13 protein-coding genes and 1 riboswitch are annotated in these 12,750 nt (G+C 67.3%); of the genes, 2 read left to right on the top strand and 11 right to left on the bottom strand.

Annotated elements, in window-relative coordinates; translation table 11 throughout:
* Positions 1–17 precede the first annotated feature (17 nt).
* From B7X65_RS12700 to B7X65_RS12750, 11 genes are read right to left on the bottom strand one after another with little or no spacing between them, the layout of a single operon-like run.
* A complete protein-coding gene (locus B7X65_RS12700; protein WP_293594673.1) occupies positions 18–1,574 on the bottom strand; it encodes a cobyric acid synthase in 1,557 nt (518 codons plus the stop codon).
* Entirely contained in the window at positions 1,571–2,602 is a 1,032-nt protein-coding gene (locus tag B7X65_RS12705) for an aminotransferase class I/II-fold pyridoxal phosphate-dependent enzyme (RefSeq protein WP_293594674.1), read from the bottom strand. The genes B7X65_RS12700 and B7X65_RS12705 overlap by 4 nt, the downstream gene beginning before the upstream one ends.
* Positions 2,584–3,639 carry an adenosylcobinamide-phosphate synthase CbiB gene (cbiB, locus tag B7X65_RS12710; RefSeq protein WP_293594675.1) on the bottom strand — a complete coding sequence of 352 codons (1,056 nt, stop codon included), beginning with the start codon at positions 3,637–3,639 and terminating at the stop codon, positions 2,584–2,586. Before cbiB ends, B7X65_RS12705 begins: the two co-directional genes overlap by 19 nt.
* A 2-nt stretch (positions 3,640–3,641) precedes the next feature.
* Positions 3,642–4,223: a cob(I)yrinic acid a,c-diamide adenosyltransferase gene (gene cobO, locus B7X65_RS12715; RefSeq protein WP_293594676.1), complete on the bottom strand. Its 582-nt coding sequence runs from the start codon at positions 4,221–4,223 to the stop codon at positions 3,642–3,644.
* A 17-nt stretch (positions 4,224–4,240) separates the two neighbouring features.
* On the bottom strand, positions 4,241–5,008 hold the full coding sequence (locus B7X65_RS12720) for an ABC transporter ATP-binding protein (RefSeq protein WP_293594677.1): 768 nt from the start codon (positions 5,006–5,008) through the stop codon (positions 4,241–4,243).
* Positions 5,009–5,031: 23 nt separating this feature from the next.
* Complete coding sequence (locus tag B7X65_RS12725; RefSeq protein WP_293594678.1) at positions 5,032–6,051, bottom strand: iron ABC transporter permease; 1,020 nt, start codon at positions 6,049–6,051, stop codon at positions 5,032–5,034.
* Positions 6,048–6,965, bottom strand: coding sequence for an ABC transporter substrate-binding protein (locus tag B7X65_RS12730; RefSeq protein ID WP_293594679.1), 918 nt, complete (start codon positions 6,963–6,965; stop codon positions 6,048–6,050). Before B7X65_RS12730 ends, B7X65_RS12725 begins: the two co-directional genes overlap by 4 nt.
* A complete protein-coding gene (gene cobU / locus B7X65_RS12735) occupies positions 6,962–7,549 on the bottom strand; it encodes a bifunctional adenosylcobinamide kinase/adenosylcobinamide-phosphate guanylyltransferase (RefSeq protein WP_293594680.1) in 588 nt (195 codons plus the stop codon). The genes B7X65_RS12730 and cobU overlap by 4 nt, the downstream gene beginning before the upstream one ends.
* The gene (locus B7X65_RS12740) at positions 7,542–8,342 is read right to left on the bottom strand and encodes a cobalamin-binding protein (protein ID WP_293594681.1); all 801 of its coding nucleotides are present in this window, start codon (positions 8,340–8,342) and stop codon (positions 7,542–7,544) included. Before B7X65_RS12740 ends, cobU begins: the two co-directional genes overlap by 8 nt.
* Entirely contained in the window at positions 8,339–9,673 is a 1,335-nt protein-coding gene (locus B7X65_RS12745; RefSeq protein WP_293594682.1) for a cobyrinate a,c-diamide synthase, read from the bottom strand. Before B7X65_RS12745 ends, B7X65_RS12740 begins: the two co-directional genes overlap by 4 nt.
* A gap of 17 nt (positions 9,674–9,690) precedes the next feature.
* Positions 9,691–11,511: a TonB-dependent receptor gene (locus B7X65_RS12750; RefSeq protein WP_293594683.1), complete on the bottom strand. Its 1,821-nt coding sequence runs from the start codon at positions 11,509–11,511 to the stop codon at positions 9,691–9,693.
* Between the two features lie 82 nt (positions 11,512–11,593).
* Positions 11,594–11,883: riboswitch (cobalamin riboswitch) on the bottom strand.
* Between the two features lie 36 nt (positions 11,884–11,919).
* Between B7X65_RS12750 and B7X65_RS12755 the strand changes: the two genes are divergently transcribed.
* Both B7X65_RS12755 and B7X65_RS12760 read left to right on the top strand, forming a co-directional pair.
* The gene (locus tag B7X65_RS12755; protein WP_293594684.1) at positions 11,920–12,180 is read left to right on the top strand and encodes a cell division protein ZapB; all 261 of its coding nucleotides are present in this window, start codon (positions 11,920–11,922) and stop codon (positions 12,178–12,180) included.
* Positions 12,177–12,542, top strand: a complete 366-nt coding sequence (locus B7X65_RS12760) for a cell division protein ZapA (RefSeq protein WP_293594685.1) — start codon at positions 12,177–12,179, stop codon at positions 12,540–12,542. The genes B7X65_RS12755 and B7X65_RS12760 overlap by 4 nt, the downstream gene beginning before the upstream one ends.
* The last annotated feature ends 208 nt before the right edge of the window (positions 12,543–12,750 follow it).

The following is a 12,750-nucleotide window of genomic DNA, read 5'->3' on the forward strand; positions in this document are numbered from 1 at the left end:
AGCCGCGCAGCGGCCTGTCAGGCGGCGCGCCCGGGCGCGATCAGCGCGTCCAGCACCCCCGCGTCGAAATTCCGCCCGATGTAGTCGGCCAGCCCCTCAAACACCGACTCCAGCGTCGGCGTGCTGGCCCCGAACAGCGCTTGCAACACGGCCGGGTCTTCAAACAGTCCGTGCAGGTAGACGCCCAGTACATGGCCGCTGCCGTTTTGCCAGGCCAGCCCAGCGGGCAGCACGGCGTGCGCCACATCGCCAGCCGCGGCCATGGCGCTGTGCGGCGCGGTCTGTCCGTGATGGATTTCGTAGCCCTGCACCTCCACACCCGACAAGGCCGCCCAGGGCCCGGCAACCGACGCAAAACGCGCCCGCCGGTGCTGCACGGTCTTGTCGGCTTCGAACAGCGTGACCACCGGCAGCAGTCCCAGGCCGGGTCCGTTGCCGTCGATGCCGTGCGGATCGATCAGCGCTTCGCCCAGCATCTGCAGTCCGCCGCAAATGCCGAGCACCGCCCCGCCGCGCCCGGCGTGCGCGGCAATCGCACTGTCCAGCCCCCGATCGCGCAGCCAGGCCAGGTCGCCACTCGTGTGTTTGGAGCCGGGCAGGATGATCCAGTCGGAGGCCGCAAGACCCGCCAGCTCGCCCGGACTGCGCACCCACTTCAGGCGGATGCCCGGCACATTCTTGAGCGGCTGGAATTCGTCGAGGTTGCTGATGCGCGGGTAGGCAATCACCGCCACCGTTCGGGTCACGTGGCCGGTGGCCTGGCTTCTGTCGTCGAAGACACCGTCTTCCTCGGGCAGGCCGTGTTGCCACCACATCGGCAAGGTCGCCACCGTGGGCACGCCGGTCAGGTCCTGCAGCATCTGCGGGCCGGGGGCGAGCAGGCTGGCGTCGCCGCGGAACTTGTTGAGCACGAACCCCCTGATCAGCCGGCGCTCCGCTTCGTCGAGCATGGCCCAGGTGCCGTAGAGGTGCGCAAAGGCGCCGCCGCGGTCGATGTCGGTGACCAGCAGGCAGGCCGCATTGGCGTGTTGCGCGACCCGCATGTTGACGATGTCGCTGTCCTTGAGGTTGATCTCGGCCGGCGAACCCGCGCCTTCAATCACGACGACGTCGTTTTCTTCCAGCAGCTCGTCGAGGGCCTGCGCGATGACCGGCCAGACCGAGGCGCTGCGGCCGCGCCAGGCCATGCGCGACAGTTCGGCGTTGACCTGGCCCATCAGGATCACCTGGCTGTGCGTGTCTTTTTCGGGCTTGAGCAGCAGCGGGTTCATGCGGACTTCAGGGACCGCTTTTGCCGCCAGCGCTTGAAAATATTGCGCGCTGCCGATCTCGCCACCGGCAGACCAATTTTCCGCCGGGGCGCCCCAAGGAAAATTAGCCCCCTCGGGGGGCAGCGACGACACGCCAGTGCGGAGCGTGGGGGCCACTACCCTGGCGTTGTTGCTCATGTTCTGCGCCTTGAAGGGCGCGACCTTCAGGCCCTGCCTGGCGTAGTAGCGGCACAGCGCGGTGGTCAGCCAGCTTTTGCCGGCACCGCTGGTGGTACCCAGAACCATCACGCTTCTGGCCGTCATGTTGCTTTCCTGATGATGTGTTGCCACGCATTGTGCAATGCGTCCTGTGCCGCCGGCGCCAACACGCCCATGCGTACCTGCCCCGGCAAACCGAAGGACGTGGTGTCGCGCAGCTTGATGCCCTGCCCCCGCAGTTCGGCCAGCAGCTGCTGCAGAGGCATGCCGTGCGGTAGCAGCGGCCGCGCGCAGAAAAAATTCGCGGCGCTGGGCAGACAAGTCCATCCCATGACTTCGCACAGCGCGATCTGCCGGGCTTTCCATTCGCGCAACGTGGCCAGGCTGGCGGCCAGCCAGGCTTGCACCTCGGGCGTGGTCCAGGCCTGCAGCATGGCCACGCCATGCGCACCGACCGGCCATGACGGCGCCAGCTGGTCGAGTTGCACCAAAACATCGCCGGCATGGGGTGGCGCGATCACATAGGCGGCACGCACGCCGGTCAGGCCCAGCGCCTTGTTCGGTGTCCAGAGTTGCCAGAAATTTTGCAGTGCCGCGTCGGACAGCGCCAGGGTGCCTTCAAGCCGCAGCGGTTCGTAGGCGCGGTCCAGCACACACAATGCCGACGGATCGGCCAGTTGATCAAGGGCTGGATGCGCCGCACCCAGCGGGCTGGAGGGGTCGCAGGCCCAGCGCAGTTGCGCGTGTTGCGCATGCGCGGCCACCGACAGCTTCCACGCCTGCGCAGCCTGCGCGTAGTCGCCATAACTGTGTGGCGGCAACCAGACCGCCTTGGCGCCGCGCTGCACCGCCAGCGCGGTGATGCGAAAGATGAACTCGCTGGCGCTGGCCGCCAGCAGCACACGCTGCACGTCAACCCCGTGGAAGGCAGCGAGCTGCCGGCGCAAGGCGACGTATCCGGCATCGGGGTAGCGGCTCGCGTCGGCCTGCTGCACCGCCGCCAGCGCCGCTGGGCACGGGCCGCAGGCGTGGCTGTTGGTCGAAAAATCAAACAGCGGCACACCGGCAGCGTCGGGGCCGCCGTGCACCCGCGTGAAAACCGGCGCGACGTGACTCATGGGGTCAGCGTCCATGCCACTCCGATCGCTATCAGAAAGATAGCTGTCTTCGCAGACAGCAAAAGGGCAAACACCGTTTTTGATGCGTAACGCTGGGCCAGGGCGGTGTCTTCGGGCAGCGGTGGCCGCCCCGCCGCGTTGAGTATGTAGATGCCGGGTTTGCGCAGGCTGACCCCGAGGGCCAGAGCCATGGCCGCCATCGGCCAGCCGCTGTTGGGCGAAGGCGTCTTCGCAGCTTCCCGGCGCAACGCACCGGTCGGCAGGCCACGCGCCACCCCGGCCAGCAGCCAGGCCGTCAGGCGCGCCGGCAGCCAGGACAAGACGTCGTCGGCACGCGCCGCCCACTTGCCGGCCCACTCCCAGTGCCGGCCGCGATGTATGCCGCGGTAACCCCACATCGCATCGGCGGTGTTGGCGAAACGGTAGATGGCGGCGCCGGGCAGGCCGAACAGCACAAACCAGAAAATCGGCGCCACCACCGAGTCGTTGAGGTTTTCGGCGAGTGACTCGATCGCGCTTTCCCGCACCTCGCTTTCGCTGAGCAGCGCGGTGTCGCGGCTGACCAGCCAGGACAGGCGCTCGCGCCCGGCCGCCAGCGATTGCTGCAGCGCGGCCTCGACCGCGCCGACCTCGTCGTGCAGCATGCGCCAGGACAGCAGGGTCTTGAGCACCCAGCCCATCAGTACCACCACCAGCAACGCGGCTAGCGCTGTTTCCGGACCGGGCGCTGCGACGAGGCGGGCGAGCTGCGCGAGGGCCAGCGCCTGCAGCCCCCAGGCCAGTGCGCCCACCACCCCCACGCCCAGCCACCAGGCCAGGGCACCGGACACAAAGGCCGGCGCTGGCGGCAAGGAAGAAACGACAGGTCCGCAAGCCTCGAGGTAACGCCCCATCGCCACCACCGGGTGCCAGGCGGCGCGCGGCTCGCCCCAGCGCGCGTCAATCCACAGGGCCAGCAGCAATACCAGCACGAAGGCCAGCACCCATGCCACGCAGGCTGCCAGCGCGGCCAGGCTCTGCACCGCCTGAAAACTGTCCCAGGCCAGCAGCATCTTCAGTCTTCGATGCCGCGCTGCGCTGGTATGCCAGCGTTGAAGGCGTGTTTGACCTTGCTCATCTCGGTCACGGTGTCGGCCAGTTCGATGATTTCGGGCGGGCAGCGCCGGCCAGTGATGACCACATGCACGTCTTTCGGCCTGTCCTTCAGGGTCTGCAGCACATCGGCCAGCGGCATCCAGCCGTAGATCAGCGGGTAGGTCAGCTCGTCGAGCACCACCATGAAGTTGTCGCCGCTCAAAATGGCCGCTTTGGCTTTTTCCCAGCCGGTGCGCGCCAGCTGGGCCGAATGCTCCAGGTCCTGGCTTTTCCAGCTGAAGCCGTCACCCAGGCCTTCGATCGGAATGCCCAGTTGCTCGAACATGCGGTGCTCGCCGAAACGTGCGCTCGGCACTTTCATGAACTGGAAAATCTTCACGGACTTGCCATGCACATGGTGGCGGCCATGCGCGCGCAGCGCCAGGCCAAATGCGGCCGTGCTTTTGCCTTTGCCGTCGCCGGTGTTGACGATCAGCAGGCCGCGGCGTTCGCCCTCGGGCTTGTCGTAAGGCTTGTCGGTCGGGGGTGTTTCGATGTGCATGGACGGTCTTCTCTTGGTTATATCTTCGGCACGGCCAGCCACTGGCCGGCCAGCTGGTGCACGGCGATGCGCTGGTCAAACACCGCTTCGAGCGCGCGATGCGTGGCCGCGTCGCCGCAGGCGCCCTGGTGAACGATGCGGCCCTGGTCCATCAGCACCAGCTCATCGGCCTGCAGTGCAAACGAGATTTCATGCAGCACGCTGATGACGGTTTTGCCGTCGGCCACCAGCGCACGCACCATCAGCAGCCAGTCGGTCTGGTGCGGCGGGTCGAGGTTGGCCAGCGGCTCGTCCATCAGCAGCACCTGCGCCTCCACCGCCAGCGCACGCGCGAGCAACACGCGCTGGCGCTCGCCGCCCGAGAGCTGGCCGAGGGCGCGTGCGCGCCAGTCCCAGGCCTGCGTGGCACGCAGGGCGCGTTCGACGGCGGCATGGTCGGCGGCGCTGGGCGGCGCCAGCCAGGCCTGGTGCGGCAGGCGGCCCAGCATGGCCACGTCGTAAGCCGTCAGGTCGTCGGCCGAACTTTCGTTCTGGCCCAGCCAGGACAGCTGCTGCGCACGCTGGCGACCCCGCAGGCGGGCCAGCGGCTGGCCCAGCAAGGCGACTTCGCCATGGTGCGGCAGCAGGCCGGCCAGCACCTTGAGCAGGGTGGACTTGCCGGCGCCGTTGGGGCCGACGATGCTGGTCCAGCGCGCGGCCGGCAGCGCCAACGAGATGTCGTGCAGGACCTCGACATGTCCGAGGCTGGCCCTGATGGCGCGGGCGTTTATAGCTACTGAATCCATAGCAACTGAAGAGCTGTTTGGCATCACAGCCCCGCCCCCCGTCCGGTGTGCCGGTGCATCAGCCAGAGCAGGTAGCCGCCGCCCAGCACCGCCGTCAGCACGCCCACCGGCAGTTCCTGCGGCGCCACCAGCCAGCGCGCCAGGATGTCGGCGGCCGTCAGCAGCACCGCGCCCATCAAGGCAGCCAGCACAATCAGCCGGCCGTGGGTGGTCTTTACGACGGAGCGCACCAGGTGCGGTGCGGCCAGGCCGACAAAGGCGATCAGCCCGGTCTGTGCCACGGCGGTGCCGGTGGCGAGCGCCAGCACCGCCACCAGCGCCACCCGCATCTGCGGCAGGCGCAGGCCCAGGCTTTGCGCGGTGGCTTCGCCCAGCGCCAGGCCATCGAGCACATGGCTCATCATCCAGGCGGCCAGCACGCTGAAGGCGAGCACCGCCGCCATCACGGCGCAGGCGGTCCAGCCGACAAAACCGGTGCTGCCCAGCATGAAGGACTGCATGGCCTGCATGATCTCGGGCGTGAGCAGCAAAATCAGCGAGGTGAAGGCGCCCAGCACCACGCCGACAATCACGCCGGCCAGCAGCAGGCGCAGCGTGTGCTGCACACCCTTGGCCAGCAGCAGGGTCAGCAGCACGGCCAGCACGGCGCCGACAAAGGCCGCGCCGGTGAGCCCGATGCGCGCGAGCCAGTGCATGGCCAGGGGCGACACGCCGAACAGCGCCATCGCACTGGCCACGCCCAGCGACGCACCCGAGGCGCTGCCCAGCAGGTAGGGGTCGGCCAGCGGGTTGCGAAACAGGCCTTGCGCCACCGCGCCGGCCAGGCCCAGCAAGGCCCCGGCCAGCCAGGCCCCCACCGTTCGCGGCAGCCGGATCTCGCGCACGATCTGCAGGGCCTGTGCGTCATGCCACATGCTGCGCACACTCTCGACGCCGGTGCTGCCCACACTGACACCCAACAGCAGCAGGGCCGCGCTGGCCAGCAGCAGGCCGATGGCCAGCCACAGGGCCTGGCGGTGCTGGTTGGGAAAACCCGGGCTCATGGTGCGTCCGGCGCCTTGTCCTCGAGGCAGCGGGCCATCAGGCGGGCCGCCTCGGCCATGCGCGGGCCCGGACGCACGACCACGTCGGACTCGTCCACACCAAACGAGCAGATGCGCCGCTCCTTCACGGCCTTGATGCTGCCCCAGCCGGGATAAGACGCCATGCCCTGCATGCTGCGGTTGCCGGCCATGATGACGTCGGGGTTGGCACGCACGACGAACTCGGGGTTGAGCCGCGGGAAGGGGCCCAGCGACGCCGGCACCACGTTTTTGACACCGAGGCGGGTGAGCGTTTCGCCGATGAAGGAGGACTCGCCGGCGGCATACGGCCCGCGGTTGACTTCAAAATACACCCGCGCGCGTTTGGCCCGGGGCGACAGCGACTGCGCCGCCGCCTCGACGCTGGCGTCGATGGTGCGCCACAACCGTCCAGCACCGGCGGCCTCGGGAATGTCGAGCAGGACACCAATTTTCCCGAGCACGCGGCGGACGTCGGCATGGCTCTTGGGCTCCAGCGCAACCACCTTGATGCCCAGCGACTCCAGGCGCTGGCTGGCGCGTGACGACGTGGCCAGCAGCACCACGTCGGGCTTGAGCGCCACGATGCCTTCGATGTTGGGGTCCAGCCCGCCGCCCAGCACCGGCAGGCTGCGCACGCTGGCGGGGTAATTCGAATACCGGTCCACGCCGACCAGGCGCTGGCATTGCTCCATCGCGCAGACACTTTCAGTCAGCGAAGGCAGCAGGCTGACAATGCGCTGCGGGCTTTGCGCAAAACTCACGCTGACACCGCGATCGTCGATCAGTTGCAGGGCGTGGGCTGGCGCCACGGCCAGAAAAGTCAGCAAAAGCAGCAGCGCCGCCCTCACCCCAACCCTCTCCCAGAGGGCGGGGGAGCAAGAAGAAATGTTCATGGCGGGCCTTTCAAAACCAGCGGCAAACCGGCGGCCATCAGGGTGACTCGCTCACAGGCCTGCGCCACCTCCTGGTTGAGCCGGCCCAGCGCATCGACAAAGGCGCGAGTCTCGCGCCCGAGCGGAATCACGCCCAATCCGATCTCGTTGCCGACCAGCACCAGCGGCCCGGGGCAAGTTTCGATTGCTTCCAAAAACATAGCTGCCTGCGCCCGTGGGTATTGAGCTGGAGTCGTATTTTTATCTAAGACTTCGACAGGCATGAGCCAGTTGGTGAGCCACAGCGTCAGGCAGTCCACCACCACCAGCGTCTGGGCGTTGCCGTGCACTGTGATCGCCTGCGCAAGCTGCAGCGGTTCCTCGACCGTGGACATGCCGGGCACCCGCTCAGCCCTGTCCTGCTGGTGGCGCGCGATGCGTTGACGCATCTCGTCGTCCCAGGGCTGGCCGGTGGCGATCAGCACCGCACGATGCGCGGGTGACTGCGCGAGCCAGCCCTGCGCCAGCCTTTCGGCGCGGCGCGACTTGCCGCTGCGCTGGCCGCCGAGGATCAGTTCACTGCGAGCCAGGGACAGCTTATTCATGGGCCAGGCTCCAGTCCAGAACGATGCGGTGCAACTGCGCCACCCCGTCGGTCAGCGCGGCCGGCCCGGGCTGCAGGATGTCGGCCGACTTGATCTCGAACAGCTGGCCGTTTTTGACGGCGTTGACGTTTTCCCAACCAGGCCGGGCCGCGACTTTTTCGGGCCGGAACTTCTTGCCGCACCAGGAGCCGATGATGATGTCGGGGTTGCGCGCGACAATCTGCGCGCCGTCGGCAATGATGCGGTCCTTGCCCATGGCCATGCGGGCCAGTTCGGGAAAACAGTCGTCACCACCGGCCACGCCCAGCAGCTCGGAAACCCAGGCGATGGCGCTGATGTGCGGCTCGTCCCACTCCTCAAAAAACACGCGGGGCCGCCGCTTCAGGCCGGCCGCAGCCCGGGCAATGGCGGCCAGCCTGTCCTGCATCACCTGCATCAGCTGCAGGCCGCGATCGCCCTGCCCGACCATCGCCGCCACCTGGTACATCATGGAGAAAATTTCCGCGATGCTGCGCTGGTTGAACACCGTGACCTGCACGCCCTTGCGGATCAGCTCGGCCGCAATGTCGGCCTGCAGGTCCGAGAAGCCGAACACGCAGTCGGGCTTGAGCTCCAGAATCTTGTCGATTTTGGCGCTGGTGAAAGCGCTGACACGGGGCTTCTCGGCACGTGCCCGCGGCGGCCGCACCGTGTAGCCGGAGATACCGACGATGCGGCGCTCTTCCCCGAGCAGGTACAACCACTCGGTGGTTTCCTCGGTCATGCAGACAATGCGCTGCGGGCCGTAGTTCATGGCTGCGGCCCCGATGAAAAAAGCCGGGCTGTCGCTTCCGGGCTGGACGCGAACCAGGCGTGAAAATAACTGGCGCGGACCGAACCCGAGACATACAGGGCCTCGCCCTCGCCGCGCAGCTGGCGCCCCGGCGCCGCTTCGGTGCGGGCGGCGGGCTGCAGCGGTGTGGTGCAGGTCGAGTAGTGGAAGGTGTGACCGCGCAGGGTTCCACCGTCCACGCCAAGCTGCTGCGGACCCAGCGCGGCCAGGCGTTTTTGCATGCTGACGCTGCCGGGCAACACACCCCACATCGGATGGCGCTGGCCATCGACGGTGTGCAGTTCCTCAAACAGCGCCATCATGCCGCCGCACTCCGCCCAGACCGGCTTGCCGGCACGCACATGGTCGGCCAGGCTGTCCTTCATGGCGCGGTTGGCCGCCAGGGTCTGCGCATGCAGCTCGGGGTAGCCGCCGGGCAGCCAGAGCGCGTCGCAGTCCGGCAGGGCCGCATCGGCCAGCGGCGAAAAAAACACCAGCCGCGCGCCCAGCGCGCGCAGGCAATCGAGATTGGCCGCGTAAATGAAGCAGAACGCCGCATCACGCGCCACGGCCACCGTGCGGCCCTCCAGTGCACCGGCCGGAAACCCGGGCAGATCCGGCGTCTTGAACGGAACCGCCCAGGCCTGCAGGTCGTCCCCGCTCATCTGCCCCAGCGGGGTGGCGGCCAGCGCATCGGCCGCGGCGTCCAGCCGCTGCATGGCGTCGCCGAGTTCATCGGACATCACCAGGCCCAGGTGCCGCTCGGGCAGCGTCATGACACTGCTGCGCATGAGGGCGCCCAGCCAGTGCTCCGGCTCACGCAGGCTGTCCTCGAGCATCAGCGCATGGCTGTCGGAGGCTACCCGGTTGGCGAGCACGCCGGCAAACCGCAGGCCGTCCCGGTAATGCTGCAGACCCCAGGCCAGCGCGCCAAACGTGCCGGCCATGGACCCGGCGTCGATGACGGCCAGCACCGGCAGGCCGAAACGCTGCGCCAGGTCGGCCGCGCTCGGCTGCCCGTCGAACAAGCCCATCACGCCTTCGACAATGATGAGGTCGGCCTCCTGCGCAGCGGCCTGCAGGCGCCGGGCGCAGTCGTCCTCGCCGGTCATCCACAAGTCGAGCTGATGCACCGGCGCGCCACTGGCCAGGGCCAGCCAGTAGGGGTCCAGAAAATCCGGCCCGCACTTGAAGACCCGCACACGCCATCCCTGGCGCGTGTGCAGACGCGCCAGCGCGCAGGCGACCGTGGTCTTGCCCTGGCCGGAAGCCGGCGCGGCGATGAGGACAGCAGGACAGGAAGGTGCAGACATGGTGTTTTCCAGCCGGCTTACTGCGGCGCCCACTTCAGGCCGACATAGAGGCTGCGCCCCGCCGTCGCATAAGTGTTGGCAAGCTGGTAGGTCTTGTCGGCCAGATTGTCCACCCGCGCGAGGAAGGTCCAGTCCTTCGCCACCGACGTGCTGGCATGGAGGTTGATCAGGCCGTAACCCGCGAGCACCACGGTATTGCTGGCACTGTCATTGCGGCGTCCCGAAAGCTGGGCCTCGGCGCCTGCTGTCCATGAAGCGATGTGGGTGTCGGCCCCCAGGCTGGCGTGATGCCGGGCGCGGCGCGCGAGCTGCCTGCCGGTCGAAAGATCGCGGGGGTTCTGTACATCGAGCGAGGCATGCAGGTTGACCTCGCCGAGTTTGTGGGTGCCCGAGAAAGTCACCCCGGCATATTCGGCGCGGGCCGTGTTGGAATAGCAGCCCAGACCGGACGCGCAGCGCCCCGGGGTGGAGAAGGTGATGAGGTCATTGACCCTGTTGCGGTACACCACCACGCCGAAGCTGCTGGCGCCTTCGGCATAACGCAGACCCAGCTCCAGGTTGCGGCTGCTTTCGGGTTGCAGGCTGGACACGCCATAGACGCTGAAACGCTGGTAAAGCGTGGGTGCCCTGAAAGCGGTGCCGGCCGACGCGGTGGCCCGCCACTGAGGCGTGAAGGCAAAGCCCCAGGCAGCGCTGCCGGTGTTGTGATCGCCGAACTCGCTGTCCTGGTCGTTGCGCAGGTTCAGCTGCAGCGTGTGCCGGTCGCTGCGGTAACCATAACCCAGGGCCAGTGCATCCTGCGAACGGCTGCGGTTGATGGGCGCATTTTCCAGATGATCGACTTTTCGCTCGAGCGCGGCGGTCAGCAAATGACTGCCCAGACGAAGCTCGTTCTGGAACAGGTAGCCGTTCAGCTGCGTGGTGGTCAGGTAGGGCGACGGCGTGGTTTCGTAGCGGTCGCGTGAGTCGGTCACGCTCAGCTTCGTGCTGTAGGCCTGCGTCCATTGCGCCTGCCAGTTCAGCCCCAGCGCCTGCAGGCTGTGCAGGTTGCGCTCGTCGACGAACCTTGTGGCACTGTCGTATTGCGAGTTCATGTCGCTTGCCAGCGCCGTGACCTCCAGCCGGTGGGCGGGATCGACTTGCAAGCCGATGCGGGCGTTGGCCGACCTGCTCTCGTAGCCGTCCCGGTCGGGATTCTGGCCCGCTATCGGGCGCGAGTTGAAACCCTTGCTGCTTTCGTCGGACAGGCCCAGCGAATAATCGAATGTGCCACTGCTGCCGCTGATGCTGGCATCGGCTTTTTGCGTGCCGTGGGACCCAAAGCCGATGCCGACCGCCGGCGCCGGCGGCCCCTCGCCCCTGCGGGTGAACAGCTGGATCACGCCACCCAGCGCATCGGAACCGTAGACAGCACCGGCCGGGCCGCGCAGGACCTCAATGCGATCGATCTGGCTCAGCGGAATGGTCTCCCAGGCCGCGCCGCCGGTGGCCTGCGAATCGATCCGGACGCCGTCGATATACACCGCGGTAAAACGTGACTCGGCGCCGCGCAGGAACACGCTGGTGGTGCTACCGGGGCCACCGTTGCGCGCCATCTCGATGCCGGGCACACGCGCCAGCACATCGGCCAGGCCGGCAGCTCCGCTGCGTTCTATGGCGGCGCGGTCAAGCACGGTGACATCGGCCACCAGATCGGAAAGGGGCTGCGCCGTGCGTGTCGCGGTAACCACGGTCTCCCGCAGTTGCGGGGATGAAGCGGTTTGGGAAAAAGCAGGCCATGCGGCAGCGACCACCAGCGAAAGCGCGGCGGAGCGTGCATGTAATACACAGGTTTTCATGGGGAGAAACATTCAACAAAAGGCCCTCACCGGCTTCCCCGCCAGTGCATGAGCGTTAAAAACGCCCGGTCCAATGAAAGACGCGCGCGTTCACCTTGTTGGCCGGTATCCGGGCTGACGGAACTGCTCTCATCGCCTTCCCAAGCGCGTGTTCAGAACGCTCAGTGGCTGATGATGAAAGCTGAATGTGCTCCGAGTCTGAATCTGGGGAGCGACATTCGTCCGTTTACCGTTGCGGGGGCAGCGCAGGTTAAAAATCCAGTCGCAATCGGCCCGGGCTGACCCGGTGCGGATGGCCTTGATTCCCTCCTGCTTCCCGTTGAACTGCAGCGTGTGAACCACACCGCGAGCACCAACAGACAAGATTCTACGCGCCAAAACCGTGCAAACCCTACAATTGGCGCTGCCATGTCGAACCCCACCCACATCGACCAGATTGCCGAACGCGTCGAGCGGCTCCTCTTGCGCTACGAGGAGTTGCAGCGCACCAATGCACTGCTCGCCGAGCAGGTGCATGAACTCACGCAGGAACGCGATTCGCTGCGCTCGCGCCTGAGCGCAGCCCGCGCCCGGGTCGATGCCCTGCTCGAACGCCTGCCGGATTCGTCGGCGCCGATGTCGGCAGCCGGTCCGGCCCATGGCAGGACACCCGTGGGATCGGATTCATGAAGCAGCTTGACGTACAGATCATGGGCCAGAGCTACCTGCTCGGCTGCCCCGAGGGCGGCGAGGCCAGGCTGCTCGACGCGGTCGAAAAGGTCGACGCGGCCATGTGCAAGATCCGCGACGCCGGAAAAATCAAGGCGCGTGACCGCATCGCCGTGCTGGCCGCGCTGAACCTGGCTTTCGAGTTGTCGGAGATGGAGGCCAATGCACTGAAGGCGGCGCACAGCATCCCGGCGCCGGCCGCTGCCCCGGCCAGGTCCCACGGCGCGGGCGTGTCGGCGGCCGAAGCCGCGTCGCAGCCGCAACTGGCGGCCTTGCTGCAACGCCTGGACAACGCGCTGGGCGTGGACGGCCGCCTGCTGTAAAGCGGCCTATCGGGCCAGCGCGGCGCCCGCCAAACGCCTACAATCAAACCGTCTGCGGTACACACCGGGCTTTATATTTCCTTGTACCAATGCTCTTAGAGCACGGGCTTGGTAAATTGTCAGGCAGGCGTGATCGTCTCGCGTTAGACGAACCCGAAACCTGACTGCCCTCGCCCACCTGAACCCTGGTTCAGGATGACGGCCCGGT

It is taken from the genome of Polaromonas sp. 39-63-25 (genome assembly GCF_002278925.1).
Classification (GTDB): Bacteria; Pseudomonadota; Gammaproteobacteria; order Burkholderiales; family Burkholderiaceae_C; genus Polaromonas.

Coding starts and splice junctions, on each gene's coding strand:
- B7X65_RS12745 (WP_293594682.1), bottom strand. CDS start 9,673: ATGTCTGCACCTTCCTGTCCTGCTGTCCTCATCGCCGCGCCGGCTTCC.
- cobU (WP_293594680.1), bottom strand. CDS start 7,549: ATGAATAAGCTGTCCCTGGCTCGCAGTGAACTGATCCTCGGCGGCCAG.
- B7X65_RS12750 (WP_293594683.1), bottom strand. CDS start 11,511: ATGAAAACCTGTGTATTACATGCACGCTCCGCCGCGCTTTCGCTGGTG.
- B7X65_RS12705 (WP_293594674.1), bottom strand. CDS start 2,602: ATGGACGCTGACCCCATGAGTCACGTCGCGCCGGTTTTCACGCGGGTG.
- B7X65_RS12755 (WP_293594684.1), top strand. CDS start 11,920: ATGTCGAACCCCACCCACATCGACCAGATTGCCGAACGCGTCGAGCGG.
- B7X65_RS12730 (WP_293594679.1), bottom strand. CDS start 6,965: ATGAACATTTCTTCTTGCTCCCCCGCCCTCTGGGAGAGGGTTGGGGTG.
- cobO (WP_293594676.1), bottom strand. CDS start 4,223: ATGCACATCGAAACACCCCCGACCGACAAGCCTTACGACAAGCCCGAG.
- B7X65_RS12700 (WP_293594673.1), bottom strand. CDS start 1,574: ATGACGGCCAGAAGCGTGATGGTTCTGGGTACCACCAGCGGTGCCGGC.
- B7X65_RS12760 (WP_293594685.1), top strand. CDS start 12,177: ATGAAGCAGCTTGACGTACAGATCATGGGCCAGAGCTACCTGCTCGGC.
- B7X65_RS12720 (WP_293594677.1), bottom strand. CDS start 5,008: ATGGATTCAGTAGCTATAAACGCCCGCGCCATCAGGGCCAGCCTCGGA.
- B7X65_RS12725 (WP_293594678.1), bottom strand. CDS start 6,051: ATGAGCCCGGGTTTTCCCAACCAGCACCGCCAGGCCCTGTGGCTGGCC.
- cbiB (WP_293594675.1), bottom strand. CDS start 3,639: ATGCTGCTGGCCTGGGACAGTTTTCAGGCGGTGCAGAGCCTGGCCGCG.
- B7X65_RS12740 (WP_293594681.1), bottom strand. CDS start 8,342: ATGAACTACGGCCCGCAGCGCATTGTCTGCATGACCGAGGAAACCACC.